The organism is Ensifer sp. BR816 (assembly GCF_000378985.1).
In the GTDB taxonomy this organism is placed as follows: Bacteria; Pseudomonadota; Alphaproteobacteria; order Rhizobiales; family Rhizobiaceae; genus Sinorhizobium.
Window position 1 is genome coordinate 357,402 of record NZ_KB905371.1, and the last position, 26,904, is coordinate 384,305.

Consider the following 26,904-nt stretch of genomic DNA (forward strand, 5'->3'; position numbering starts at 1 on the left):
CTGGCCTCTGATCGGTGGCACGCTCTCAGGCGACCTTTTTATCCGCACTCAAATTTTCGATGACCCCGAGCACGTCAGCCTCCTTCAGGATCAGCAAGTCCTCGTCTTCAATCTTGATTTCCGTGCCCGACCATTTGCCAAAGAGCACCCGATCACCGAGCTTTACGTCAAGCGCGACCAGTTGGCCCTGCTCATTGCGAGCGCCAGGGCCGACGGCGACCACTTCGCCTTCCTGCGGTTTCTCCTTGGCCGTATCGGGAATGATAATGCCGGCTTTGGTCTTCTCTTCGGACGAGACGCGGCGGATAAGAATGCGATCGTGAAGCGGTTGAAACTTCATGCCTACCTCCTGGATAAACGGGTCGATAATCCCCTTCGCCGGACCGATGCAGTCCGGACGGGCCAGGCCGTTTCGGCAACTGGCAGTGGTTGATCTGGTTCCGTTGAAGATTGAATTCAAGAGGAGGCGACCAAGTTTTTAGCACTCTTCGGTGGAGAGTGCTAAAAATGGTCAATCTGCGAGCGCGGCCTGAAGGATGGCGCAAGCTGACATCGACAAGCAAGACCCGCTCGACCGCATCTCAGTTTTATCGCGACAACAACTTGACCAAAGCGTACTGGCCGCGATTTGGGCAAGAGGCATCCTCCGGCATGCGCCGGGGAACCATGTCGAGAGATTTCAAAAACGTGAGGGCAACACCCTCATCATGGAAGCCTGCCGACAAGGAGAGACACTTATTACGAGCAGCCCCTCACCACACCGAGCTATTGAACGACGCAGTCAAAACCAGGGGCGGACAGACGTACGGGGGCACGCGGCGAGACCATAAGGGACGCCTCCTGTAGTAACAGCTCGCGCATCCACAGGCTTGCCGGATCACTATTGTGAAGCGCAGGCCATTGAACGGCCTCGGCGAGTGGGGGGATTGGTAGCGGAAGCTCGACGATCCGCAGAGGAATTGTTTTTGCGAAGTGCTGCGCCAGCCGCAAAGGCATGGTCCCTATACGCTCTGTCCCCGACAGCATGGGCGGAATCATGCTGAAGCCCTGGACGACGACCTCGATACGTCTCTTCAGACCGTGCTCAAGCAGGTACCACTCCTCGATGGTGGGTCTCCGAGTGTTCCCGAACTTGACCGCAACATGCCCCATCGACATGTATCTCTCGAATGTAAATGGCTCTGATAGCTGCTCGTTCGTTCGGCAGCCGACGCACACGAATTTATCCTCAAACAGTGCTGCGTGAGGATGCATCGACATGAACAATTCCGGCATAATCAGAAAATCGATGTCGCCGCGGCGCAGAAGTTCCTCGAAGTCATCGGCAAGAGGCAGACAATCGAAGCTGATGCCGGGAGCTTCCTGCGCCGCACGCGCGACGACCTTTTCAAAAAAGACGAGTGTGACGTAATCGGAAAGCACGATTCTGAAGCGGCGATCCGACTGGGCCGGGTTAAACGGTTCCCAGGAAACAATGGAGAGCTGAATCTGCAGCAGAGCGTCGCGCACCGCGGGGGCGAGCCCTTCCGCACGCGGTGTCGGGATAAATTCGCGGCCGGCCATCGCAAATAGATCATCGCGAAAATAGGTGCGTAACCGCGCGACGGCCGCGCTCATCGCGGGCTGGCTCAGATTGATGCTGCGTGCCGCCGCCGTGAGATTACGCTCGGTCATCAGAGCGTCGAGCACAACCAGAAGATTTAGATCAAGGCCCTTGAACCGCATGTCTTATCTATCCAACCGTGAAATGTATGGCATCCAAACCCATCAGTATTCTTAATTAGTAATACAATTAGTTCAAAATCAAGGCAGGCCCCCGCACACCATTTACGCAACGGTCAGCCGACCGCTCTCGGATGGCCGCTCCTATCGGTTCGCATGCCGTCCTCGCAGCAGGTCCCAACAAGCCGCCCAATGTCCAATGGGCATACTGCACGTCCAGAAGACGTCGCTTGAACTGCCGCTATCGCGCGCCTCGTTCGCTATCTCACGTTGGACGATGCCGCCATGGGGGCCTTCGACGGCATCACTTGAAAATTTTCGCGTACGCAGTGAAGGGTGATGTCGCCCTGAAACAGGGTAACGAGAAAGATCGCGATCCGCGGTTTCAGCCCCCGCACCATGCAGCAACCAAGCAAAAGGGATTTTCTGACTGTTAACACCGGTGATGAAAGGGTGCCTACCTCTGTTAAACTCGGAGGCGCTTTTGGGCGCTTCAGATCGAACCGACCGTCCGCAAAATCACAGAGGCCCCAAAATCGGTCTCGACGGGTATCTCGTCAGGGCGGCCGAAACTCACTGCCACCTGTTGCGGTCGTTTCGAACTGCGGCCCACCAAATGTGCCGGCTTTTTAAGCGCTCCGTCGTTCGAAACAAGCAGTCACTCTGCCATCCCGGCCGCGTGACCAAGCGATTTGTTGACTGCCGGAATGATCTTGTCGCCCCAGAGTTCAATTTGTCCAAGCATCGTCTTCTGGTGGAAATCGCCAAGCTGGGTCTGAATAGCGATCTGAGAAGGTTTCAGCACATTAATTTCCTCCAACAGGCGGTCGATCACCCGGTTCACACTGCCGATCGGCAGATTCTCGCGCATACTCTGAAACGATAGATCCTGTTGCGTCGGGGTTTCCTCAAGCAGATAGCCGTCCTCGCTTTGCTGACGGCGCTGGTGCAGTGCCTCGGATAGCCGGCGCTGGAAGCGGGCGTTGTCGAGATAGCTGTCGATCTCCGCCTCGTCGTCGCTGGCGTAGCAGCAGCGCAGCAGCGATATTTTGGCATCCTTGGCAATCTTCCCCTCGGCGGCCGCCGCTTTCTCGATGCTTTCGCGCAGCGTGCCCAAAGCATCCAAGCCGTTGTGAAATGCCGTGACGAACAAATTGTGTCCATCACGATAGGCCCGGCCCATACTGCGCGCCGACCCGGCCGCGATCCAGATCGGCGGGGTCGGCTTCTGGATGGTGCGCACCGAAATCGCCGTCGGAGGTATCTTCTCATACAGACCGTCGTGCTCGAAGATCTTCTGGTTGAGCCCCTTGAGAAGGATATCCAGGTATTCCGAAAAGACGGTAGGCGCCTCGTCGACATCGACGCCAAAGCGCTCGAACTCGAACTGCTGGTATCCGGAGCCGACGCCGAGCTCAAGACGCCCGTTCGAAACGATATCGGTGAAGCCGATCTCGGAAAGCAGGCGCTGCGGTTGGTAGAGCGGCAGTACGCAGACGGCGGTACCGAGGCGAATCGTGCGCGTCAGGCCGGCACAATGCGCCACCATCATCAATGGCGACGGAACCAGACTGTAATTGTTGAAATGGTGCTCCGCGAACCACGCGGTGTTGAAGCCAGCCTGCTCGGAAAGCGCTGCCTGTTCGATTGAGTTGCGGATTACGCTATCGGCCGATTGATGATAGCCGCGCTGAGCGGCAAGGATGAATGCCGCGAATTCCATGGCGGCTCCTTTCATGCAGTGAGATTGGTCCATTCAGGGATGCTCCACACGCGCGTGGATTTTTCCGTGGCCGCAGTGTCGCCCGCTTTTTAGGGCATCAGACCGTGTTGCGGCATTTCGCTCGCCATTCGCTCCCTTAAAGCTCGGAATTGTTTCAACGCGTTTCGCACCTCGACTTAGGGCATGAACGACAACCATTTGGCGTCCACCACCGGGTGTTCCTGATCAAGGTCGGTTGCGAATCCGGTATTGCCAAAAGAGGTGCAGCCACCGTTCACGCATAGGGTCGAGCCGCTGATGTATGAGGCGTCAGGCGAAGCCAGGAAGAACGCTGCGGCAGCCACGTCTTCGGGCTCTCCCATCCTGCCCGGGATACGCCGGCGGATCACTTTCGCGGCGATGTCGCCGACCTTTGCTGATCCCGCGACGCTGGAGGGGCGAGTGGAGCCAAGGGCGATGGTGGCTGTGCGAATGCCACCGGGCCCGAGTTCGGCCGCCATGCACCTGGTGAGAATCTCGATCCCGGCTTGAGACGCTTCATAGGCGTGACGCGGTGCAGACGGCAGAAAGGCGTCGATCGATCCAACGTTAAGGATCACGCCTCCGGGGCGCATCATCTTGATCGCCTCGCGCGCGCAAGTGAAAGCGCCCGTAAGATTGACATCCAGCACGCGCTCGAGCTGTGCTGTTATTTGCTGGTTCCCTGGGCCAAAAGTGTCGGCCACGCAAGCACCGTTGACGAGGACGTCGAGCCGGCCGAACCGCCCTCGCACCTCTTCGAACAGCCCCACCACCTCGCTCTCGACGGCCACGTCCACGGATTTCGCCATGTGCTCGCCGCCGAGGGAACCAGCGAGCTCCGCCGCTGCAACGCCATCTCTGTCGGCAATTACTACGGTATCGCCGTTTGCGGCAAAGCGGCGAGCGACGGCCGCGCCTATATCGTTCGCCCCGCCCGTGACGAGCACGAGCCGCGCACCGCGCTGCTCGGCGGGACGGGAGAGTTCCGCTGCTGGTATCTCACCCACCGGCGGGTGCGCGTCGCCCGGCTGGTTGAAGGACATCCAACCGCCATCAACGGTCAGGACCGAACCGTTGACGTAGCCCGTCTGCGGGCTAGCCAGAAACCGCACAACCCGGGCGATCTCGTCGGGACGCGCCATGCGCCCGATCGGCACGCGGCGGCGGACCGCCGCGAGGTTCATCTCGCCGGCGCGTTCCAGTCGGTCGACCATGGGCGTGCGCACATAGCCCGGCGCTACTGCCGTCACGCGGATGCCGCGCGGCGCCAACTCGCATGCCAGCGATTTTGTGATCGAGATCAGGCCCGCTTTCGAGGCTGCGTAGGCATTGCGTCTTGGATTGCCAAGCACGCCCGCCAGCGAGGCGACGTTGACGACAACGGCGCCCGGCTGCATACGCCGCGCGGCTTCGCGGGCCATGGCAAAGGGGCCGATCAGGTTTACCGCCAAGGTATGTCGGAAAACGTCGACACTGTTGTCGATGGTCGCAGCCATGATGGGCCCGATAGCCGCGTTATTGATAAGTACCCCGACCCGCGCGAACTGTGCTTCAATCCGGCCACAAAGCTCAACAATATCCTTCTCTCGCGAGACATCGAACTCAAGACCGAGATGCCGGTGGCCGAGACCGCGGGCAAATTCGAGAATACCCCTGCCCGGGAGGTCCACTGCGACGACAGTGTCTCCGTCCTCGGCAAAAGCATTGCCCAGGGCACGACCGATCCCGCCTGCCGCGCCTGTAATGATGACGACGCGTCCCGACTGCTTCATGGGCAGCTCTCCCTGGCCAACGCTAGCGATCTCAGGCCAAGGGACCCGCAGCGGTACAGCAGCATATGGTGGACGCAGTCTCCGCCCCGATAAACATGATGCGTTCCAGCAGCCATTCGCCTCACTTTCGTCCTCGTGATGGAACGCGACGCCGCCCAAGCGCGTAGATCGGGTCGTCTGGATGCGATGCTCCGATCGGCTGGCGGAGACCGAATCGCTTTATCTCTGAGGCCGTTTGCGGGGTCTGCTCCTCGAGCCAATCGTAGACCACCGTCCGCTCGGCGATTCGCCACTCCCCTTCCCTCTTGTCAAACAGGTCGCAGTATCGCCCGCAGAGGAGAACCTGCCGGATCGTCCTGCCGCCGTCCGGTCCGCGTTGGAGCGCCGTGAAGTAGCTCTCGACGGCGGCTTCTGTCGGGCTGATGAACTCGATCAGGACGTTCGTGATCTGATGGATATTGCGCGGTTCGGTCTTGAAGATACCGAGCGCGAACGCGATGAAGCCTTCCGCGGAGCCGGAATAGGCACCGTGATTGTCATGCGCATCGGGCCAGTAGGAGCTTCGCAGCGCCTCCTCGTCCGCCCGGTCTATCCCGCGGCAGTACCGGTAGAGACAGTCGCGGATCGCCTCGCGGTCGAGCAATTCGGCAATTTTTTTTTGGTCCATGGGCCTTGTCACAAATTTTGAGTTCAAAAGAGCGTTTCGACGCATCCAGTTAAGCAGTTACAATTTCGATCAGTTCGCGGTTCAGCCGCACTGGACGCAAAACCCTTGCCGCTTGCGCGTCGACGTCAACAGCTCAGGGCCGGAGAACTTTCGGGACAGCTGGACGAGAACGGCGCCTGGCCAGGCGCGCGCATACGTTGTCCTCCACGGCAACACTCTATTTGAACCCTCCACAGGCTTGATTGAACAATAGCCGAGCAAGCAATGCATCGGCTGTGCAATCGATTTCCAGCGCACGTTCGGGGCAGGAACGAGCGCCTCGTGACGCGAGGAGTTCGTCCCTCTCCGCGACCTCGACGTCACCGGGCAGGATGTAGCCTTCGTCATCGAGTTTGAAGACGTCCGGGGCTAGCGCCCAGCAGCGAGCGTGCCCCTGGCATTTGTCTTTGTGGACGATGATGCGCATGCGGTACCTCCATGGCTTTGGCCTCGGCTATCGTCAGGACCAATCCAGAATCAGATTCTCGATCCCGAACACATGACCGCCGAAGGTGATGGGTGCCGTACCTTCCTTGATACGGAAGTCAGGGATGCGGGACAGCCACTCCTCCAGCCCAATGACGATCTCCCGCCGAGCGAGGTGTGAGCCGAGACAACGATGGGGACCATACGCAAAGGCGGTGTGGCGGTTATCCTCTCGTGCCAAATCGATCGTGTTGGGACATTCGAATTCCGCCGGGTCGCGATTGGCAATCATCGTGGCGCAGGAAATGTAGTCCCCCTTACGGATCGGCGCGCCCTCGAAGTCAATATTTTTCCTAGCCACGCGTATGATCTGTACAGTCGAATAGGCGCGCAGCAATTCTTCAACTGCGGGCACGATCCGATCCGGTTCGCCTCGCAGCAGTGCCTGGTCGTTGGGATTGCGGGCGAGATGGGCCAGGTCAAAACCTATGGCCGTTGCGACCGTGTCGAGCCCAGCGACGAACACAAGCACGCCGATGCCCCGGACTTCCTCATCGGTCAGCCGGCGACCATCGACCTCAGTCTCCACGACGAAGGTCATGACATCGTCGGTCGGTTCTTTGCGACGCATGGCTGCAAGTTCGTCGATAAACGCCACGATTGCCAGGGCCGCCGCCGTTCGTTTGACACTGTCTCCGTGAAGCAGATCCTTTCCCCAGCCGACATACGTGTCAAGCCGCTCATCCGATAGACCCAGAAAGCGAAGGAAGATATTGACCGCAAAGGGAAAAGCGAAATCACTCATAACGTCGCAGCTTGTTCTCGACGCGCAGATCCTGTCGATCAGCGCCATTGCGCGCTGACGGATGGCGGGTTCCAGAGCCATGACCCGCTTGGGCGAAAACAGCGGGTTTAGCAGCGAGCGAAAGACTCCGTGCGCCGGTGGGTCGAGTTCCAGCGGTATCATCGGCCAGTTTTCGCCGAGCGCGGAGGCAAAGATGCTGCGATGGCTGGAAAAGGACTCGCTATCCTGGAGCACTCGGCGCTGGTCCTTGGCGCGCGTGATGACCCAGGTTCCCCGGCTGTCCCGAGTGTTATCGGGAGAGTAAAAGATCGGCGGCCCGCCATGGACGCGAGCGACAGCTGCGTGGGGATCCCCGTTAGGCATGCGTTGCATGCCAGGGGACGTGAACAGACTGAAGTCCCTCACCATTTCGGGCGGGACATGGTCTGGAACCGGTTTAAGGGCCACGTGGTTTCTCCTCAAGATCATGCGCTCATGCGGCTCGATTTATCGCCCCGCGATCATCGATGTTGATTACTGGCGCGGCCCCGTCTTATGCGCATTGAGATTCGGCTTCACGATGTGCCGACCCACGCACCAGCGCGGATGAGATCGGTCGCAAATTTAAGCAGCAGAGTATCTGCGTCCCTGGTCCATGAAGACTGAGCTTACGCGCGCTGAAGTTCAGATGTTGGTCAATCACCCGTGAGCTCCTTTGAGGCACTGCGGACATCCGCCCTCCCAAAGCATCGATGCAAGTTGCATGCCGTTGGCGCCGCGCGACTTGTCCACACCGGCTGCATGCCTTCGGCAACTATTTTGGTCCGGTTTCCGACATAGTTGTTCTGCTTCGGCCACAAGGAGCCTTGCGGGTACATACGCACCGGGAGAACGCATCCAAACGCCGCGATCCGATTATGAAATGCCCTGCCGTCAAACACTTAAACACGTCACCTCCATGCGGGAGGCTTGTTACCTGCTGAACCGCACGAGGTTTCTGGACCGTCGGAGGCTAGAGTTTTTCGGTGATTTTCCTGGAGAAAGGGAAACTCTAACCGAAATCGGTCCAGCTTGGGGCCATGTCAGTTCTAGTTTGAGGCGAAGCGCACGTGGTTACATCCGCTACGTCGATGTGTTCTATCCAAACAATCAATTACTCTAAATGTCCGATAAGGCATATGAACGAGTTTAGTGGTGTGGGGCTGTTTCATAAGGTGGATCGCAATGGAAAACACAATTCGGGGCGGCCAGGGTAGCAACAGTCTCTTTGGCAGCAATGGGGATGATATAATGCTCGATCCGACGGGAGATGACTGGATCGACGGTCGTGCCGGCAGCGACTCCATCTCGGCCGGCGAGGGCAATGACCGGGTCTTCGGTGGCGTGGGCAACGACCACGTCTTTGGCGACGAGGGCAACGACTATCTCTACGGCGACCTTGGCCGCGGCAACCCGCGCATCCCCGCACCGGCCATCCTTGGTGCGGACAACGACAAGCTCTACGGCGGCCCCGGCGACGACTCCCTCTTCGCGGGCGACGGTAGAGACTCTTTGACCGGAGGTGCCGGCCACGACACCTTTGTGTTCCAGTTCCACAACCCGTTCCCCGGGGTTGATCAAAACTACGGGCCAAACGCGGAGGACCACACCACCATTGTGGATTTTGACCCAGTGCAGGATACTTTCGCCTTCGATGCGGTAGGCCTTGGCAGCGATGGTCTTGAAGCGAATTTCGTTAATCACGCCGCGCGTGGCAATCAGGTGGACACCTTCTACAGCGGCCCCGCCGATGGAGCGAACGGCGAGCACGCCGTAGTGATCACTGATCACAGTTTCGCCGATGGCTCGGCCGCAGCCAGGGATATCTCCGGCGAGGCTGCAGGCGATATCATTGCCTATTTCAATAATAGGACCATGACGGCGGACCTGGGTTATGTTACCTCCGAAAACCACGTGGACGACTTCGCGCACCTTGGCAACGTGCAAAGTTTGCTCCACTTGGCTGGCCTGGGCCTGACCGCGTCGGATTTCATGTTCTTCTGATGCGGAAAACATGGATCGGTGATCTGCATAGTGGCAACTCGTCCTTCATTGGGAAAAGCACTTAAACAAAGTGCGCCGCTCCAGCCGCCGAGCCTGACAACACTGCCGTTCTCAGAAAGCGATATCAACGTCAGCGCGTCCACGACGCGCCCTTGCACTGTTTATGCGCGATTGCGAGACAGCTACTCATGGGCAAATGCTCGCCGCGTTGCTCCAACCAGCTGTGGCGCACATTGCGCCCCATCTTCAACGCAGGTGGCCTATAGTGCGCCACTATCGCGCACGAGGTTTGAAACGCTGCGCTTGAACCGCTAGTAGCGGTTTTGCTATAGGTTAGTAGCTAGGATTAAGAGGTCGGCAAAGTCGGAAGCTTTGTCGGCCTTTTCTTGATTACGGATATAGCGTCTGACGACCTGCTCATCGTAGCCAGCCGTTGAGACGAAGTACCCTCGCGCCCAAAAGTGATAGCCCTTGTAGCGCCGTTTGCGCGCATATTTGTTGGCGACGTAAATCGCCGTCTTGCCTTTCAAAAAGCCGACAATATGCGACACCGAATATTTCGGCGGGATCGATATCAGCATGTGCACATGGTCGGGCATCAAGTGCCCTTCCTCGATCCGGCAATCCTTTTGCAGAGCAAGCCTGTGCAAAAGGTCACCCAATTCCCGTCGCACGTCCCCGTAGAGCCTTTTCGTGCGGTATTTACTCGCGAACACCACATGGTATTTGCAGTCCCACATCGCATGCGATTGCCCACGTCCAGGCACGCCAAGTCGCAGCAGCCCACCTGCCCCAGCTCGAGCTGATCAACCCCACCGTATGGGGACCGTATCTCAAACGCATCGACAACGAGGAGCTGGGGGCATGAGCCCTTCCTGTCGGGCGATCCTGCAGGGGATTGCGTCGAGGTCATGCGGACCCCGCCTGCGGCGTCGGTCTACTTCTGTCAATGCCGGATGAAATTTCCCCAATTCAATGAAGCAGTCGGAGGTCAGCACCCCTGTATGGCATACGTGATCAAATGATTTTGCGGCGCGCTTGGCGTTGGCATGGTATGGTCCTTGCTCTTTGTTAGCTAAATCCGATCAAGCAAAGCTACGAACAAAACCATGCCTCCGGCTATTTCGCAGTTCGTTCGAGAAGATGCACGTCTAAGCCCTCATAAAGGACGCAAGGCGATGCTCCTCCGAAGGGAACCCCTTTTGTTTCGGATAGTTGAGAGATCCAGAAAGTGGCCGAGTCAGACCCGATAAACTTACAGGAATTGCGCTCAGCCATCCCCGGCGGCAGGGTCTTGGAGATTACGACTGCCACAGGCTGCATCGTTGGATGTTCTTATTGCCCGCAGGACAAGTTCGTCAGCAGGCAAAAAGCAGTATCTCAAGTGAAGCATCTTGGTCTTGAAGAGTTCAGGCGATGTCTGGGGCGCGTACCGACAGATGTCGACATTAGTTTTGCCGGCTACTCCGAGCCGTGGCTCAATCCTGATTGCACCGAAATGGTCGAGCACGCTTACATGTGCGGCCATGGCATTCGGGTTTTCACGACGCTTGTGGGAATGAACAGGCGCGATCTCCGACGCTTGCAAGCGCTGCGCTTCAGGGTATTTGTTGTTCATGTTTTCGACGACGGCATGTACATGAATGGCCGCCTTGTCAGGGCAAAATATCTCGACTTGATTCGTCAACTGGTCGACTCAGATATTCCCTCAATTCGGTTCCTAGTCCTGGGTGAGGTCCATCCCGACATTGTCGGGATAATTCCTGCCGGAGCGCTATATCGCACGCGGCCGCTGAGTAGCAGAGGTGGAAGCGTCGATCCTAAAATCGTTGAAACGCGACCCCCAGTCGTCGGAGCACTGACATGTGCTGAAGCACGACAGTACCGGAACGTTCTTCTCCCAAACGGCGACGTTACTCTCTGCTGCATGGATTTTGAGCGGCGCCATGTTCTGGGCAATCTCCTGCGCGACGAATACAAAGATCTTTTTGAAGGACCCGTTTTTAGGGAAGTCGTAGATTGCATGAATGGAATGGATGGTTTTTTACTCTGCAGGATATGTGAATTTGCCGAACCAAAAACGTCGGCATGCTCATTCAACGCCGGCGAAACGGCTGATCCGTCATTCCTCGAAAATAGCGGGCAATGACAAGTACAAACCCGACTATCATTCACGATTGGCTCTGATGCCGGCACAGAGGAACGGCCACGACGTTGCCTTCCTCCCGAACGCGCGGGCAAGCTTTTCGAGGCACCGCCATTTATGTGTTCATCGTCTGCGATGGCCGGCTGATCGCCTGCAAGCGGCACGAAAGATCGCCAAAAAGATATCTCAGACTTGAGGCGGTTGAGCGGGGCCTCAATCGAACCGGGCTCATTCTGGCCCGGTAGGCATTCTACTGTGCCACCCGGTGCAAAATTCAAACGGTGACGTCGGCCGATCGTACCGCTGCGGTTGCGGAGTGCCGGGCTCCGCCACTCGTAGGCCGCAGCATCTCTCTCGACCTCCTCACCGCGACAACGCAGATCACCCGAAATGGAAAACGGTATTGAGACCGATGGGATTAGCGTCAGACAAGACTAACTTTTGGACAAGACCACCGATCGCAGATCTTTAGCGAGGTTCGGGAAACTGGGACGATTACGCCCCCGTCACGCAGCACCGTTGGTCGGAAGTTGCAACACTTTTTGGTCACTTCTCCGACATTTTTGTCCTGCTTTGGACACACAAACGTTTGGCGGATAAACGAAATAAAACCAACGCCTCGATCAAAACTTGATTGTCAATTGCGACCAGGCCGGCGGGCAGTCTGCTGAACAACTAGAGCCGATCTATGGTCGGAGGTAGCGTGCGAGCGCTCCTCACCGACGCATGACGGGTCGGATACTTCTTCGATCTCTACAGGAGTTCTGGTCGGCCAAGGCAGTCGAAGGCGAGCGCCTCTTTTGACCAGCTGATTTGGAACTGCTCAGGTCTGACGAGGGTAAGGTCCCCCCTGCTCCACGCAAGACTCCAAGAGTGTGATTCCCAAAGATGGCACGGCCCTTGCGTGACCGACATGTCGGTTGAGGTCGATCAGCGTCACCCGCAGCAGCTATCCGTCAGTTTTTCTTCCAGAGGAGCAATATCGATGACCATTAGAAAGAAGGTTCCGTTCGTCACCTTTCGCACGCGTGTTCGCGACGAGTCTATTGGTGGCCCAAACCCGTACCGGTGGGAAATCAAGACATCCGACGACTATTTCAGCGGCAAGCGCGTCATCCTGTTTGCGCTGCCCGGCGCCTTCACCCCGACCTGCTCCACCTACCAGCTGCCCGATTTCGAGGACCTCTACACCGAATTCCAGAAGGAGCGCATTGACGAAATCTACTGTCTCTCCGTCAACGATGCGTTCGTGATGAACGCCTGGAGCAGAGCGCAGGGGCTGAAAAAGGTGAAGCTCATTCCCGACGGCTCGGGCGAATTCACTCGCAAAATTGGCATGCTGGTCGCAAAGGACAATCTCGGGTTCGGGATGCGCTCCTGGCGCTACGCTGCCATCATCAACAACGGCATAGTGGAGCAGTGGTTCGAGGAGGAAGGCTTCTCCGACAATTGTGAAGCCGATCCCTATGGCGTCTCTTCTCCGCAGAATGTTCTTGAAAGGCTAAAGGCCCTCGCCGCCGCATGACCTAGAAGAGCCCCGAGTCCTACAGCTACCATTACGCACTGCCCGGTGCGCCGCTCGACAGGAGTTTCGCTCTACATGGAGTCCTTTGTAAGCCTTCTTCAGCGTCAGCAGCAATCGCTGGTTATGACGCCGCAACTCATTGCCTCGATTCGCCTGCTGCAATTGGCGCATGCCGAACTGCATCAGTTCGTCGAGCAGGAAGTGGAGAAGAACCCATTCCTCGAGTTGGCGTCAAACAATAGTGCGACTTCAGACGAGCAATCGCCGATCTCGGGGGAAGATCCGAACATTGGCGCGCGCGCAAACGAGGTTGATGGGCCGATTAGGGCCGAGAGCTCGGAACTGCTCAGGCAATGGAAATCAATCCGCGACACAGGGAGTATCGCCGCGGGGGAACGGCCTGCCCTCGAAGAGTTTGCCGCCTCAGCGGAAACTTTGCACGACCATGTCGCTCGTCAGGTCGCCCTCACAGCATTCACCCCGCAGGAGCGGCTGATTGCTGGCGAGCTGACCGATCATCTGGAAGACACGGGGTATATTCATGTAAACCTTTTGGAGCTGGCCCGGAGGCTGGATGCCCGAGAAGTCGATGTGGAGCGGGTTCTCGAAGCCTTGCAGCTCTTTGATCCACCGGGAATATTCGCACGATCCCTCAGCGAATGCCTTGAGATACAGTTGCGCCAGCGAGATCGATTCGACCCGGCGATGGCGGCGTTGGTCGCCAATCTTGAGATGCTCGCGCAACGCGACTTTCAGGCATTGACGCGGCACTGCGGCGTCGATGAAGACGACCTTCTCGACATGTTGCATGAAATACGGACGCTCGATCCCAAGCCTGGAAACCGATACCAATCCGGAGGTCCGGACTATATCATACCCGATGTCTGGGTTATGCCCTCGCCCGCAGGCGGATGGCAAATCGAGCTTAATCCGGACATGCTGCCCAAAGTGCTGATCAATCAGACCTATTTTGCCGAAGTCTCTCGCCTTACCGCCCACAATTCGCAAGATCAGGCATTCCTCAACGAATGCTTCCAAAACGCAAGCTGGCTGGTTCGCAGCCTCGATCAGCGCGCCAAGACCATCCTCAAGGTAGCAACTGAAATCGTGCGCCAGCAGGATGTCTTTCTGGAACATGGCATTGCCCATCTTCGGCCGCTCAATCTCAAGACCGTGGCTGACGCGATTGACATGCACGAGTCGACTGTAAGTCGGGTGACATCGAACAAGTACATGCTCACTCCGCGCGGCGTGTTCGAACTGAAGTATTTTTTCACAGTCGCGATCGCCTCCACCCAAGGCGGCGATGCGCACTCCGCTGAAGCTGTCCGCCATCGCATCAAGGCGATCATCGCCGCAGAATCCACCGATGAAGTGCTTTCCGACGATGAAATCGTCGCCCGGCTCAAGGAAACCGGCATCAGCATAGCCCGCCGCACCGTCACAAAGTATCGTGAGGCACTGAACATCCCCTCCTCCGTTCAACGTCGCCGGGAAAATCGCGTACGGCTTAAATGGCAAAGGCCCGACGAAAGATCCAGTTCGTAATCCCTGGCGAGGCCATTTAGCCGTCCTCCGGACCGAAGCAACTGTTGAAATCGTCGCATTCCCGGCAACTGGACGCAGTACACAGCGAAAAGCCTTCAGCCTCGCAGAGCTTGTGGTAGAGATACTTCTTCCATTTCATGTTGTTTGTGTTGCCCGCCGCCAACGTGGGGAAATGCGTGGCAAGCAAACGGCTGAGTTCGGACCGATCGGAGAGATTGAGTTCCTGCCAGAGATGGCCATCGCGCAAGGCACGCCGGGCGATGATTTTGGCGAAACAGGCGCTCGTGGGGTCGCCCGGCCGGGCATGCGTCAGCAGCAGGCGAAGCAGAAGTTCTTCTTCCACGCCTGGTTCAGGATCGCTCACCTCTTCCAAGGAGAAGCCGTGGATGAGGCTTGTGGGGAAATTGCGGGTCAGGATGTCGAGCAACTCGGCGCGCGAAAGGCCAGTTGCCTCGGTCGCCGTCGCCTCCCCGTCCTCGATCTCCTCGAGTGCACGCGAAAGAACACAGGCAAGGACATGTTCGTCGAAATCCATCTCGAGGTCCATCCGCGGCCATCCGCCAGTGCTTTGCGATTTTGAGTGTCGTTGCCGACTGGGCCGATAGGATATTCGCACTCCACGGGTGATGCCCGTTCCCGAAAAAATGCGAATCTGAGGCAAATCAGACATGGTGATTGTCCTTCCGTTCCGATCGACGGATGTCATATCAGTCGGCTACCGCCGCCTTGTGACAAGGAGCTTCAAAAGTCATGCCAGCTGCGCAGCCAAAACTCTCTGAACTGCTTTGCTACGTTTTTTCAATCGCTTACGTTGGAGTGCAGCAGGAACGGATTGAACAAGGTGTCTCGGAAGCGACAAAACCCGACGGCGCCGCGTCCCCTTGCACCAAATGCAATCGTCTCCAAGGGGATTGTCGGGGCCGTCAGACAGGAGCTTGCCACGCTGTTAGTGTGGCGATCGTGACGATGCCCGAACATGGACGAAAAAGACCGTCGAACAATCCGACACCATCGCACAAACCTGGGCGCTGCTTGGTACAGTCCTTGCAAAATGACACTTGAGGCAGGCGCTCGGGCTCGGTCCGGCTGCTCGCCGCAACAAATCGACATCCAGAAAACCGGGCGCATAGCACATGAGGAGCAGCAGCGGATGACGTGCATTGTCGGTCTTGTCAACAAGGGGTCAGTTCACATCGGCGGCGATAGCGCGAGTGCGTCCGGCCACTCGCTCACCGTCCGGGCTGATCGCAAGGTCTTCCGCAAGCAGGACTTCATCTTCGGTTTTACCAGCTCCTTTCGGATGGGCCAGTTGTTGGCGCACGCCTTCGAGCCGCCAGAAAGGCATGCCAAAACAGATGTCTATGCTTTTATGGTAACCGAGTTTGTGAACGCGCTCCGCCGATGTCTGCAAGATGGCGGCTTCGCACAGCGGCACAACGAAACCGAGCGCGGTGGCACCTTCCTCGTCGGCTATGCCGGACGGCTCTTCAAAATCGACGCTGACTACCAGGTCGGCGAGACGGCCGATCGGTTTGACGCCTGTGGATGCGGCCAACAAATAGCACTCGGCGCGCTTTTCGCCTCGCCCCACTCTCCTCCTCTTGAAAGGCTGGCGATAGCGCTCAACGCGGCTGAGCGTTTTTCCACCGGCGTACGCGGCCCGTTTCACTTCGAGACGCTGGACTCGGCCGAGTGAGAGGTCGATGCCCGAGGCCGACCTTCGCAAGATCTGGCAAGGGTCCAGGAGCCACCGACCGCACCCTGGCTGGCTTCGCTCGCATCCCAGCGGCAAGCCCTGCAGGCCGACGTGTTCTTCGCCACGGGTCAACGAAAACTATTGACCGTGACGCCCCTATTGTCCCATGCGCGACAATGTCGGACGTGGGACATTAACGACTTCGTGCCACCGTGTTGTTTCCACATGATTTTCTCTTTGGCACGGCGGATGCTTTGTTACGCCCGAACGCATCCCGAGTGAAGAGAAGGCATCGCATGATCACGCTCACCGAGAATGCCGTCGCCATCATGAAAGCCGCGCTTTCCCGAGCCGCCGAGCCGATGGAAGGTTTTCGCATCATGGTCCAGACAGGCGGCTGCGCGGGCTTCAAATACCTGATGGGGCTGGAAAGCTTGCCGCGCGAGGGCGACGCGGTCATCGAGGCAGACGGGGTCAAGGTGTTCGTGGATATAGGTTCGCAACGGCAAGTCGATGGCATGACCGTCGACTTCGTCACGGGGGCCGAATCCTCCGGATTTGTCTTCGACAATCCGAACGCGCGGGAGAACTGCGCCTGCGGCAAGTCCTTCGGCTGATCACCTGCCACATTGAGACGAGCCATGTGGGACTATTGCAAAATGGTCGAGGAATATTTCTTCCACGCGATGAATGCCGGCGTTGTTGCCACTGAGGCCGGAACCATCTCCTTCGGCAATACGATCGAACTGATGACAAGAGTCGATCCAGTTGCGGAAGCGATTACTGGCGCGATATCTGAGCCTTTGCGTTGCAGCTCTGCGATCGCCTCCTCGTCGGTGATTGCCGAACGCATCATCGGAACGGCCGCCGACGAAGCGCATCACCTCGTCCATCGGGCGGCGAGATTCATCGACAGTCTATCGCAACAGAGGATGCACCGTTCGGCGATGCGCTTTATTGCGAGGGGCAAATTCCGCGGTGTGGGGCGCGTCCGCGATCGCGAGCGAGGCACCCTCATCTGCGGAGGCCCCAGTGTCCATGAAGGGGTGATCAGAAGAACATCCGTATCAACTGACTCACGGCCAACCAGCAAGACACTTGCGACCCGAAGCCAAGTGGCAGCTGGGTCACGCGCTCCAATGCCGTGGAAGAAAGGGTTTTCGGGGGCGGCCAAGCGCCAATGTACACCGAAAGCCTCACGACGTGAGAGCAGGTCTCTACGCAAAACAAGGGCTGCCGTCGATGCAGCAAATTCGGCTTATCGAAAGGCTGCCGTGGGTGTGCGGTCACCTGAGGGCTGCGGGGGTTGCAACCTTGTCGATGTCCGATGAGCAAGCTCCGTACCCGGCCGCGCGCATCGAGCCCATGTCTGCGCCTATCGAGCCCATGTCTGCGCGCCTCGATCAACATCAAACGCACGCGCGACCAAGCCGCTGTGGGATTGCTTGCGCCTCCGGCTCGCTGGAACCGAGCCATGTCTTGAGCGCGATCAACTTCCCTCATAGCGCAACACACGGGACAATCCGCTTCTGCTTCTCGCGCCACAACGGCGAGGAGGATGTGGACCGAGTGCTGGAAGTGATCCCTGGAATAGTCGAGAAGCTGCGCGATTTCTCCCGTTCCGGAGCTTGTGCCGAAGGCCCCCAGTCGGGTCTGCGCTGAGAGAAGGCGGCTACATGGAACGTCAAATCTTTCTCAACGATACGACCCTGCGCGATGGTGAGAAGGCGCCCGGCGTCGCCTTTACTACGGCAGAAAAGGTGGGGCTCGCCGAGGCCCTCGCTGCAGCTGGCGTCCCAGAGATCGAGATCGGCACGCCAGGCATGGGCGCCGACGAGATGGAGGGAATTTGCGCCGTAGTCGCACTGGGTCTCCCCGTTCGGCTCTTGACCTGGTGCCGGATGGCATCAGAGGATCTCGACATAGCAATTGAAAGCGGGGTGCCCGCCGTCAATCTGTCTCTGCCCGCATCGGACATCCAACTGACCGGCAAGCTCGGCCTCGATCGGGCAGGAGCGCTTGAAGTCGTCGAGACGATGGTTGGGCGCGCAACCGCCCGCGGGCTCTTCGTCGCAGTGGAATGCGAGGATGCTTCGCGGGCCGATCGGGCTCATCTCGCCCGTGTAATCGCCACGGCTGCGCGCGCGGGCGCAAGCCGCGTCAGGCTGGCCGACACGATCGGAGTCCTCGACCCCTTTTCGACATTCGATCTTGTGTCCGAGATGGCGTCACAGTGCCTGATGGATCTGGAATTTCATGGCCGCAACGACTTCGGCCTTGCTACCGCCAACACGCTGGCGGCGATCCGCGCGGGAGCCCGTCATGCCTCCGTGACCGTCGGCGGGCTTGGTGAGCGCGCCGGCAATGCCGCACTGGAAGAGGTTGCTGCTGCGCTGACAGTACTCGAGGGCGCGAACACCGGCGTTGACCCCACAGCATTGCCAGAGCTCGCCGCCCACGTGGCGCGCCTCGCCCGCCGGCCGATACCAGCCATCAAGCCGGTCGTCGGCGCCGCCGTCTTCACAAGCGAATCCGGCACGCATCTCGCAGGGCCGCTGAAGGACGACCCCCGCACCGATCAGGGCCTCGATCCGGCTTTTGTTGGCCGCCGCCACCAGATTGTCATCGGCAAGCATTCCGGCGCCACTGCTATTGCACATGTGCTGAAGGAAAACCGCCGCGAACTCAATCCGGATCTGACCGCCGCGATCATCGCCCGCGTCCGCGACCAGGCGTCCGCGACCAAATCCACCATCACTGAAATTCAACTGGTGAAACTTTACGACAAACTGTGCCGCGAGACGGCAGACCGATTTCCTGGAAACGAATGAGGCTGGCAATGTCGTTTGGTTCGACCCGTCTTCAACAAGTGCGGCGCTACGCGTCGATAAGGCCGTTGCGTGATAAGCGACGGCATGAGCCGAGAAAGCTGTGACCACCGCTTGCCGACCCGGGAGAATGCAATGAGCAAGTGTTCTGACAAGAGTCATCATATCGATGTCAACAATATCCTCGCGCGGCTGAAGAGCCTGTCGGCCGCAGAGGAGTTCTTCGCAGTGCTTCGCGTCTCCTATGACCCGAAAGTGCTCAACGTCTCACGTCTGCACATCATGAAGCGTATGGGCCAATACCTCGCCGAAGAGGACTTCTCCGATCAACCCGACCAGGTAATCGCGGCTCGCGCCCGCGCCATGCTGGAACGGGCCCACGAGGATTTCGCGACCGCCTCCCCGCTCACGCACCGGGTCTTCAAGGTGCTCAAGGACCACGATCCGGACAATCCCGCTACACCGGGCCGCGCCTTCGTCCCGTTATCCTCCGTTCTGAAGCCGTTCGAGACGGAATGAGCGCGTCGCACTTGCGACACGCCAATGTCAAAAAACCGACAATTTCGGTTAGCGCAGTTTCCGTTTGGCCGTCTTTTCAACGCGATAGGGGGAGCGTGGAACGTTGGCACAAATGATGCAAACAGGAAATGAGGTCCCAGCCCGCCATCCAGATAGGAGGGAGCAAGAAGCCGACATGCACATCGTAATTTGTATCAAGCAGGTGCCGGACTCCGCACAGATTCGAGTCCATCCGGTGACGAACACAATCATGCGTCAAGGGGTGCCAACCATCATCAACCCCTATGACCTGTTCGCGCTCGAGGAGGCTCTCAGATTACGCGACTCCCATGGCGGCGAGGTCACCGTGCTCACCATGGGGCCGCCCATGGCAGAGGACGCGTTGCGCAAGGCGCTAACTTACGGCGCCGATCGCGCGGTACTTTTGACCGACCGACATTTTGCCGGCTCCGACACCCTGGCGACCTCATTCGCTCTTTCTCAAGCCGTCGCGAAGATCGGAGAGACCTTCGGGGCGCCTGACATCGTCTTCACGGGCAAGCAGACGATCGACGGCGACACCGCCCAAGTCGGGCCCGGCATCGCCAAGCGCCTCGACCTCCTGCAACTCACCTACGTCGCGAAAATCGTCTCCATTGATCTCGATGCGAGCCAGATCACGGTTGAACGCCGCTCGGAAGGCGGCACGCAGACGCTGATGAGCAGGCTTCCCTGCCTCATCACAATGCTGGAAGGCACCAACGAGATCCGTCGCGGGTCGCTCGGCGACGCGCTTCGCGCCGCGCGCAGCCAGATCGTGACGTGGAGTGCGGCCGACGCCGGCATCGAGGACCTCACCAAATGTGGCCTGCGCGGTTCCCCAACCGTGGTCAAACGCGTCTTTGCCCCAACTGCGCGGGCCGAAAGGGCGGAGCAAATCGACACCAGCGAAAAGACGCCGCGCGATCTTGCCGATGAGTTGATCGCCGGGATCTTCTCGCGCCAGCCGGCGCTGGAAGACGAACTCGCCTTCGTTGGCGACGATTGAGGGCAAGGAGAGCCGATTTTGGACACGAAACGAGAAACCCCTCCTCCAGCCGCTGGCCGCGCCGGCATGAAGAAGGAGCTGCCCGAGCAGTTCAAGGACTACCGTCACGTTTGGGTCTTCATCGAGCTGGAGCGCGGCCAGGTCCATCCCGTCTCCTTTGAGTTGCTCGGCGAAGGCCGCAAGCTCGCTGACAAGCTGGGCGTCGAGCTTGCCGGCGTCGTTCTGGGTCCGCCCGGAGAGGCCACCTGGCATGCCATCGCCGAGGCCTTTGCTTATGGCGCCGATCTTGCCTACATCGTCGCGGCCCCGTTGCTCGAAGACTATCGGAACGAGCCTTTCACCAAAGCAATGACGGATCTGGTCGTTACCTACAAACCGGAGATACTGCTTTTAGGCGCGACGACGCTCGGCCGCGACCTTGCCGGTTCCGTGGCGACGACCTTGTTGACAGGGCTGACCGCCGACTCCACCGAACTCGATGTGGATACCGACGGCTCGCTTGCGGCCACCCGGCCGACTTTCGGCGGCTCCCTGCTCTGCACGATCTACACGCTCAACTGCCGCCCGCAGATGGCGACCGTGCGGCCGAGAGTCATGACCATGCCTCAGCGCATGGACAAGCCGATCGGGCGTGTCATTCACCACGAAGTGCCGATGATCGAGGAAGAGATCGTCACCAAGGCTCTCGGCTTCCTCTCCGACGGCCAGTCGTCAAACGCCAATCTCGCCTATGCCGACGTCGTGGTTGCCGGCGGCCTCGGTCTCGGCGCGGCGGAGAACCTGAAGCTTGTGAAAAATCTCGCGCGGGCGATTGGGGCCGAATATGGCTGTTCGCGCCCGCTTGTGCAGAAGGGCTGGATGCCGGCTGACCGGCAGATCGGCCAAACTGGCAAGACTATCCGGCCGAAGCTCTACATAGCGGCCGGGATCTCGGGCGCCATCCAGCACCGGGTTGGCGTCGGGGGAGCTGACCTTATCGTAGCGATCAACACCGACCCCAACGCGCCGATTTTCGATTTCGCTCACCTCGGCGTCGTGACCGATGCGATCCGGTTCCTGCCGTCATTGACGGAAGTCTTCACCCATCGGCTGTCGCCGCACAGTCGCGACAAGCTTGCGAACTGAGGAACACGGCCATGACCGAGGAAAAATTCGACGCCATCGTTATCGGAGCCGGTATGGCCGGCAACGCAGCCGCTTACACCATGGCAAGCCGCGGACTGAAGGTGCTGCAGCTCGAGCGCGGCGAGTATCCGGGCTCCAAGAATGTTCAGGGCGCCATCCTGTACTCAAATATGCTGGAGAAAATCATCCCGGACTTTCGAGATGATGCGCCTCTCGAGCGGCATCTGGTCGAGCAGCGGTTCTGGATGATGGACGACACCTCCCACGTCGGGATCGAATACCGGTCGGATGACTTCAACGAGTCGAGGCCCAACCGCTATACGGTCATTCGCGCCCAGTTCGACAAGTGGTTTTCCCGCAAAGTGCGCGAGGCGGGAGCGACGGTTCTATGCGAAACGACGGTGACGGAACTCGCCCGCGATACGAATGGACGGGTAATCGGCGTTCGCACCGACCGCACCGGCGACGTGATTCTTGGCGACGTGGTCGTCCTCGCGGAGGGCGTCAATGGGCTGCTCGGCACGCGGGCCGGCTTGCGCGAGACACCTAAACCCGAAACCGTGGCGCTCGCAGTCAAGGAAATGCATTTCCTGCCCGAAGAGGTGATCGACCAGCGGTTCGGCCTTAAAGCCAACGAAGGCTGCGTGATCGAGGCAGCCGGCACCATCTCCCGCAGCATGGCCGGGCTCGCCTTCCTCTATACCAACAAAGAGTCGATCTCGATCGGCATCGGCTGCCTGGTCTCGGATTTTGCCACGACAATGGAGAGTCCTTACGAGCTGCTCGAAAGCTTCAAGAACCATCCATCGGTCCAGCCGCTGATCGCAGGTTCGGAAGTCAAGGAATATGCCGCTCACCTCATTCCGGAAGGTGGCTACAAAGCCATCCCGCAGCTCTTCGGCAATGGCTGGGTGGTTGCCGGCGATGCGGCGCAGTTCAACAATGCCATGCATCGGGAGGGTTCCAATCTCGCCATGACGTCGGGACGACTCGCAGGTGAGGCGATCTCCCGGGTCAAGAAACGCGGGGCTCCAATGACGAAGGAAAACCTCGTCCTCTATAAGTCAATGCTGGACAAATCATTCGTCATCAAGGATCTGCGGAAATACAAGGACATGCCCGCCCTGCTCCACACCAATTCCCGCAATTTCTTCACGACTTATCCGCAGTTGCTGTCGCAGGCTGCACAGAACTTCATGCGGGTCGACAGCACGCCGAAGATCGACAAGGAACGCGCGACCACGGCCGCCTTCATCAAGGCGCGCTCGCGCTGGGGGCTCGTCAGTGACGCAGTCCGCCTGGCATTCGCCTGGCGCTGAAGGAGAAATAAGATGACGATCGCAGTCACAAACTTGCGCGTGGAGGACAAGCTCTACCAAAACCGGTATGTGGTCGATTCAGGACGCCCGCACATCAAAGTGCGACCGCACCAGCAGCCGAGCGCGAATCTGTATGCGCTCACGAGCGTCTGCCCGGCCAAATGTTATGAGTTGAATGACGAGGGCCAAGTGGAGATCACCGCCGACGGTTGCATGGAATGCGGGACGTGCAGAGTCCTTTGCGAGGCAAGTGGTGAGATCGAGTGGAATTACCCGCGGGGTGGCTTCGGTGTCCTCTTCAAGTTCGGATGACGCGCTCGCAGGCACTCTAAAGGCCCTACCGCAAGTATTGAAAAACGGCATTGGATTTTTCAGGTTGTCGAAAGTTTGCACAAAAGGACCTTGGAATACTATGCTTCCAGAGTTCATAAGAAATAGGGTGCTTGGGAGGAGCACCTGACAACCCCTGAGGAGTTCTCATATGCTGCACGGTCGGTTCGACGAAGGAGGGCGGTCTGAATCAGCCATCAAAACCAAGGCGGATGTCTCCGTCAGCGGAATTTACCAGATATCGAAAGTCCTGACCGCCTCCACCCGGCTGGAGATCACGCTTACCAATGTCGTGAACATTCTCTCGTCGATGCTGGAAATGCGGCACGGAGCAATCGTCGTCCTGGGAGATGAAAACGAGCCAGAAATCATAGCAACTGCCGGCATCACACCCTCATCTCAATCCGGCGGTGGCCGAGTTATACCGCAGGCCGTAATAGACGAAATCGTTGCTACCGGTGCACCGGTCGTCATACAGGATGCCAGCAAGTCGGAGCTCTTGCAGGCTGCACTTCGGACGTCTTCGAGCGGCGGCACCATCCCGGATCGCTTTATCGCTGTCCCGGTAAAGGCCGAGCGCAAAATTCTTGGAATACTATCGGTCGTCCGCCTTAGGGGCGACGCCACCAGCCTCCCCTATGACGAAGACGTGAGCTTTCTCACAATGGTCGCCAACCTTGTCGGCCAGACGATCTGGCTCCATCGCACTTTTAGCATGGATGGCCAGCAGCTCCCTGAGGAGCAACGCCGAGGGGAGAAATCTCCCGACGGAGAGAGGAACGACATCGCGGGGCGTCTGCCTGCCAAAATCGATTGGATCGTCGGGGAAAGTCCCGCAGTCAAGCAAGTGCTCGCAACCGTCTCGGCCGTGGCCCCGACCAATACCACCGTACTTCTGCGGGGCGAAAGCGGTACCGGCAAGGAATTCTTCGCGCAGGCCATCCATGAGCTTTCACCTCGCAGGAAGAAGTCATTCGTAAGATTGAACTGCGCCGCCCTGCCTGAAGGCGTTCTTGAATCTGAGCTGTTTGGGCATGAAAAGGGTGCCTTCACCGGAGCTATCTCGCAGCGCGCGGGCCGTTTCGAACTGGCGAATGGCGGAACCCTGTTGCTTGATGAGATTGGCGAGATCTCGCCTGCATTCCAGGCCAAGCTGTTGCGGGTCTTGCAGGAAGGTGAACTGGAGCGGGTTGGCGGCACGAGAACGCTGAGGGTCGACGTCCGGCTCATATGCGCCACCAACAAGGACCTCGAGACGGCCGTCGCCAACGGAGAGTTCAGGGCTGATCTCTATTACCGCATCAATGTGGTGCCAATTGTCTTGCCGCCGCTCAGAGAGCGACCTGGTGACATCGCGCGCCTTGCGAAGGTTTTCCTCAAACGATTCAACAAGGAGAATGGCCGGGAACTCGCCTTCGAGCCGTCGGCGCTTGACGTAGTCTCGCATTGCCGCTTCCCTGGGAACGTCCGTGAGCTTGAAAACTGCGTGCGAAGGACGGCAACACTCGCGCAGTCAAGGACGATCGTTCCATTCGATTTCGCCTGCAAGAACGGCCAGTGCCTCTCTTCGCTTCTTTGGAAAGGAGCCGACGGTTTAAACGGCGGCAATGCCATCGATGCGCTCGCTCGGGGTAACGCGATGCCGGCTGGACCCCCGCTCTCGGCCAGGCCGGCCGGCGCCGCGCAGCGAGAGGTAGCCTCCAAAGCCTGTGATCCGGACGATCCTGCTTGCCCGGCAATGGGTGCACGTCTGACAGAACGCGAACGGCTGATCGACGCGATGGAAAAGTCCGGGTGGGTTCAGGCCAAGGCGGCTCGTATTCTCGGCCTCACGCCCCGTCAGGTCGGTTATGCTATACGTCGGCATGGTATCGAGGTGAAGAAGTTCTAGCCGCTGGTAACGTCAACCGGCAGGCCGAAGGTCCCCTCTCCGCCACGGCTCATTGTTTTTATTGAATTTTTTCCCTCAAAATACCCTTCGTCCTAATATTCACCCTAACTGCGTTCGGGCGAGTGCCCATACGCGCGGCTTGCTACACCCGTATCGAAAAACTCTATTTCGTGTCGCCGGCTATTTCGACCGTAAGGGCGACGCGATCGGGACAAGGAGCCCCATGAAATGAGTCCGGAAGAACTGGCAAAGGCCGTGCGACATGTCCAGCGCCAGCTTCAATCTCCGGCCTCCGAGAACGACGACATTTTCGGGTAGCGGTGCGACAGTCAGTCTTTCTTTCGCCGGTCGCGCCGCAGCAGGACTGCTTGCATCGCCCACCGCCGCGCTTCCGCTGGTCGAGCTAAATGCCTTTGCGATGATTTCTGCATGGTCTCGGCCTTCGCCGCCTCGACCATAGCAAGGAGATCCGCTTCGTCGATGAGAACGGGTCGACCCGGCACATACGGAAGATTGCCGGAAAGTCGCAAGCATTTGATTTTCTCTCGGCTGCAGCGCATGAGCTGGGCCGCTTCTGCTTCCGTTAGCAGCTTCATTTTAATAGTCCAAAGTAGAAAAACAGAATTAACAGCATCATGTGCAATGCATAATATGTCAAATGCAATGTTGTTGGTCGAATGTTGGTCAATGTCAGTCGACTAATTCGCATTTGACATACGTATAGCTAGCGTATTTTTCTGCGATAAAGCTTTTACGTTGGGGCCTGTAATGAAGATTAATTCGTACCTTCTGGCTACGTTTCCTCTCGTCTGTCCAGCGACCCATTGTCAGCACCTGGCATGGCGTCGCGCTTCTGCGTATTCGAGCGCTACAAAGGATATCGCAATAAGACGAAGGTTGAGGTCCTGGCGCGCAAATCAAGCGCGCACAATGCGGCAAGGATAGCCAACGCATTGGGTGTCCAATGGCGCCTGATATTCGACCTCGAGGACGGCCCGTTCGTTATGTTCGAAATGGTGGCCGACCGCGATGTAGCCGGCGAGTTAGCATGTCAGCTGCGCAGAAAACGCTTCGAACGCGCAGAGCTCGCCGAAGAAACGATCGCGCTCGCTATAACCCCCAAGCCTTCAATGCTTCCTCAGCGCCGGCCTTGTCGGCTCTGATACGCAATACCGTTTGCCTGGTTAAGCCCGTGGCGCTCGCAATTTCCGACGCTCCGGCGCCGCCCTCTAGCAGTCTCAGGATCAAGCTTAGTTGCTGGCGCGTATAGGAGGGCTTGCGGCCTTTGTAGACGCGCGGCCGGTCTTTGCTTTTCGCATGTTCGATGCCGGCGCGCTGCGCCTCTTTCGTCGCTTCCGCCTGCGCCTGCGCCATGGCGGCCATGAACGCGATCAAGGCATCGCGAACAGCCATTTGCATTGGGTCTTTGGTCGCACCGTCGAACACCATCCCGTTTATGATGGTGCGGACGATAACGCCGCGGCGCATGAATTCTCGAATGTTGTCTGTCACGTCCTGGTAATGGCGCCCGAGGCGGTCGACCCATCGCACGACGAGCGTGTCGCCGGCGCGCAACATGTCAAAGAGACGCTTTCCTTGCGGTCGATCGGCGAGGGGCACCGTGACGCCCGACACGCCCTCATCTGCCAATGCTTGGTCGATTGTGAAGCCCGCTTGCCGCGCCTGCGTGATTTGATGTTCCACTGTCTGCTCGACCGTGGAAACGCGCGCATAAAGGATGGTTTTTGTCATA

25 protein-coding genes and 1 pseudogene are annotated in these 26,904 nt (G+C 58.6%); 15 read left to right on the forward strand and 11 right to left on the reverse strand.

Annotated features, from left to right (window positions below; all coding sequences use genetic code 11):
• Positions 1-25: 25 nt before the first annotated feature.
• The 7 genes from RHIBR816_RS0131290 to RHIBR816_RS0131325 form a co-directional block, all read right to left on the reverse strand.
• Positions 26-340, reverse strand: coding sequence for a co-chaperone GroES (locus RHIBR816_RS0131290; RefSeq protein ID WP_018240531.1), 315 nt, complete (start codon positions 338-340; stop codon positions 26-28).
• A 425-nt stretch (positions 341-765) separates the two neighbouring features.
• Complete coding sequence (gene nodD2 / locus RHIBR816_RS0131295) at positions 766-1,725, reverse strand: transcriptional regulator NodD2 (protein ID WP_018240532.1); 960 nt, start codon at positions 1,723-1,725, stop codon at positions 766-768.
• Between the two features lie 655 nt (positions 1,726-2,380).
• A complete protein-coding gene (locus tag RHIBR816_RS0131305; RefSeq protein ID WP_018240533.1) occupies positions 2,381-3,445 on the reverse strand; it encodes an LLM class flavin-dependent oxidoreductase in 1,065 nt (354 codons plus the stop codon).
• A gap of 176 nt (positions 3,446-3,621) precedes the next feature.
• Complete coding sequence (locus tag RHIBR816_RS0131310) at positions 3,622-5,238, reverse strand: SDR family oxidoreductase (protein WP_018240534.1); 1,617 nt, start codon at positions 5,236-5,238, stop codon at positions 3,622-3,624.
• Positions 5,239-5,359: 121 nt separating this feature from the next.
• Complete coding sequence (locus RHIBR816_RS0131315; RefSeq protein WP_018240535.1) at positions 5,360-5,905, reverse strand: nuclear transport factor 2 family protein; 546 nt, start codon at positions 5,903-5,905, stop codon at positions 5,360-5,362.
• Positions 5,906-6,122: 217 nt separating this feature from the next.
• Entirely contained in the window at positions 6,123-6,371 is a 249-nt protein-coding gene (locus RHIBR816_RS0131320) for a ferredoxin (RefSeq protein WP_018240536.1), read from the reverse strand.
• A 33-nt stretch (positions 6,372-6,404) separates the two neighbouring features.
• Positions 6,405-7,583, reverse strand: a complete 1,179-nt coding sequence (locus RHIBR816_RS0131325) for a cytochrome P450 (protein WP_084811391.1) — start codon at positions 7,581-7,583, stop codon at positions 6,405-6,407.
• A 795-nt stretch (positions 7,584-8,378) separates the two neighbouring features.
• Between RHIBR816_RS0131325 and RHIBR816_RS0131330 the strand changes: the two genes are divergently transcribed.
• On the forward strand, positions 8,379-9,197 hold the full coding sequence (locus tag RHIBR816_RS0131330) for a calcium-binding protein (protein WP_026187649.1): 819 nt from the start codon (positions 8,379-8,381) through the stop codon (positions 9,195-9,197).
• 326 nt (positions 9,198-9,523) lie between these two features.
• Here the strand turns inward: RHIBR816_RS0131330 and tnpA are convergent, their stop codons facing one another.
• Positions 9,524-9,937 carry an IS200/IS605 family transposase gene (tnpA, locus tag RHIBR816_RS0131335; protein ID WP_018240539.1) on the reverse strand — a complete coding sequence of 138 codons (414 nt, stop codon included), beginning with the start codon at positions 9,935-9,937 and terminating at the stop codon, positions 9,524-9,526.
• A 491-nt stretch (positions 9,938-10,428) separates the two neighbouring features.
• Between tnpA and RHIBR816_RS0131340 the strand changes: the two genes are divergently transcribed.
• The 3 genes from RHIBR816_RS0131340 (at position 10,429) to rpoN (ending at position 14,416) form a co-directional block, all read left to right on the forward strand.
• Positions 10,429-11,346, forward strand: a complete 918-nt coding sequence (locus RHIBR816_RS0131340) for a radical SAM/SPASM domain-containing protein (RefSeq protein WP_018240540.1) — start codon at positions 10,429-10,431, stop codon at positions 11,344-11,346.
• 982 nt (positions 11,347-12,328) lie between these two features.
• Complete coding sequence (locus tag RHIBR816_RS0131345; protein ID WP_018240541.1) at positions 12,329-12,868, forward strand: peroxiredoxin; 540 nt, start codon at positions 12,329-12,331, stop codon at positions 12,866-12,868.
• A gap of 75 nt (positions 12,869-12,943) precedes the next feature.
• Complete coding sequence (gene rpoN / locus RHIBR816_RS0131350; RefSeq protein WP_026187650.1) at positions 12,944-14,416, forward strand: RNA polymerase factor sigma-54; 1,473 nt, start codon at positions 12,944-12,946, stop codon at positions 14,414-14,416.
• 16 nt (positions 14,417-14,432) lie between these two features.
• On the opposite strand, the gene RHIBR816_RS0131355 is transcribed toward rpoN, so the two are convergent.
• Positions 14,433-14,963, reverse strand: a complete 531-nt coding sequence (locus RHIBR816_RS0131355) for a nitrogen fixation protein NifQ (protein ID WP_018240544.1) — start codon at positions 14,961-14,963, stop codon at positions 14,433-14,435.
• Positions 14,964-15,566: 603 nt separating this feature from the next.
• Between RHIBR816_RS0131355 and RHIBR816_RS0131360 the strand changes: the two genes are divergently transcribed.
• The 11 genes and pseudogenes from RHIBR816_RS0131360 (at position 15,567) to nifA (ending at position 25,151) form a co-directional block, all read left to right on the forward strand.
• Positions 15,567-16,112, forward strand: coding sequence for a hypothetical protein (locus RHIBR816_RS0131360; protein WP_018240545.1), 546 nt, complete (start codon positions 15,567-15,569; stop codon positions 16,110-16,112).
• A gap of 296 nt (positions 16,113-16,408) precedes the next feature.
• Positions 16,409-16,729 (forward strand): iron-sulfur cluster assembly accessory protein, encoded by a 321-nt coding sequence (locus RHIBR816_RS0131365; protein WP_018240546.1) that lies wholly within the window; start codon positions 16,409-16,411, stop codon positions 16,727-16,729.
• A gap of 69 nt (positions 16,730-16,798) precedes the next feature.
• Positions 16,799-17,443: an iron-sulfur cluster assembly scaffold protein gene (locus tag RHIBR816_RS39130; protein ID WP_371259082.1), complete on the forward strand. Its 645-nt coding sequence runs from the start codon at positions 16,799-16,801 to the stop codon at positions 17,441-17,443.
• Positions 17,444-17,549: 106 nt separating this feature from the next.
• Positions 17,550-17,774 (forward strand): annotated as a pseudogene (locus RHIBR816_RS38740) (cysteine desulfurase NifS); the annotation flags it as partial.
• A 14-nt stretch (positions 17,775-17,788) separates the two neighbouring features.
• Positions 17,789-18,943 carry a hypothetical protein gene (locus tag RHIBR816_RS0131380; protein WP_018240549.1) on the forward strand — a complete coding sequence of 385 codons (1,155 nt, stop codon included), beginning with the start codon at positions 17,789-17,791 and terminating at the stop codon, positions 18,941-18,943.
• A 132-nt stretch (positions 18,944-19,075) separates the two neighbouring features.
• On the forward strand, positions 19,076-19,459 hold the full coding sequence (gene nifW, locus RHIBR816_RS0131385; protein ID WP_018240550.1) for a nitrogenase stabilizing/protective protein NifW: 384 nt from the start codon (positions 19,076-19,078) through the stop codon (positions 19,457-19,459).
• A gap of 175 nt (positions 19,460-19,634) precedes the next feature.
• Positions 19,635-20,486: an electron transfer flavoprotein subunit beta/FixA family protein gene (locus RHIBR816_RS0131390; protein WP_018240551.1), complete on the forward strand. Its 852-nt coding sequence runs from the start codon at positions 19,635-19,637 to the stop codon at positions 20,484-20,486.
• 66 nt (positions 20,487-20,552) lie between these two features.
• Positions 20,553-21,611: an electron transfer flavoprotein subunit alpha/FixB family protein gene (locus tag RHIBR816_RS0131395; protein WP_018240552.1), complete on the forward strand. Its 1,059-nt coding sequence runs from the start codon at positions 20,553-20,555 to the stop codon at positions 21,609-21,611.
• An 11-nt stretch (positions 21,612-21,622) separates the two neighbouring features.
• Positions 21,623-22,930, forward strand: coding sequence for an FAD-binding protein (locus RHIBR816_RS0131400; protein WP_018240553.1), 1,308 nt, complete (start codon positions 21,623-21,625; stop codon positions 22,928-22,930).
• Positions 22,931-22,942: 12 nt separating this feature from the next.
• Positions 22,943-23,242, forward strand: coding sequence for a ferredoxin family protein (locus RHIBR816_RS0131405; RefSeq protein WP_018240554.1), 300 nt, complete (start codon positions 22,943-22,945; stop codon positions 23,240-23,242).
• A 169-nt stretch (positions 23,243-23,411) separates the two neighbouring features.
• Positions 23,412-25,151: a nif-specific transcriptional activator NifA gene (gene nifA / locus RHIBR816_RS0131410; protein ID WP_018240555.1), complete on the forward strand. Its 1,740-nt coding sequence runs from the start codon at positions 23,412-23,414 to the stop codon at positions 25,149-25,151.
• 329 nt (positions 25,152-25,480) lie between these two features.
• Here nifA and RHIBR816_RS0131420 read toward each other — a convergent pair whose 3' ends face one another.
• Positions 25,481-25,747 (reverse strand): helix-turn-helix domain-containing protein, encoded by a 267-nt coding sequence (locus RHIBR816_RS0131420; protein WP_018240557.1) that lies wholly within the window; start codon positions 25,745-25,747, stop codon positions 25,481-25,483.
• A 514-nt stretch (positions 25,748-26,261) separates the two neighbouring features.
• Positions 26,262-26,903, reverse strand: a complete 642-nt coding sequence (locus tag RHIBR816_RS0131425; RefSeq protein WP_018240558.1) for a recombinase family protein — start codon at positions 26,901-26,903, stop codon at positions 26,262-26,264.
• Position 26,904 lies beyond the last annotated feature (1 nt).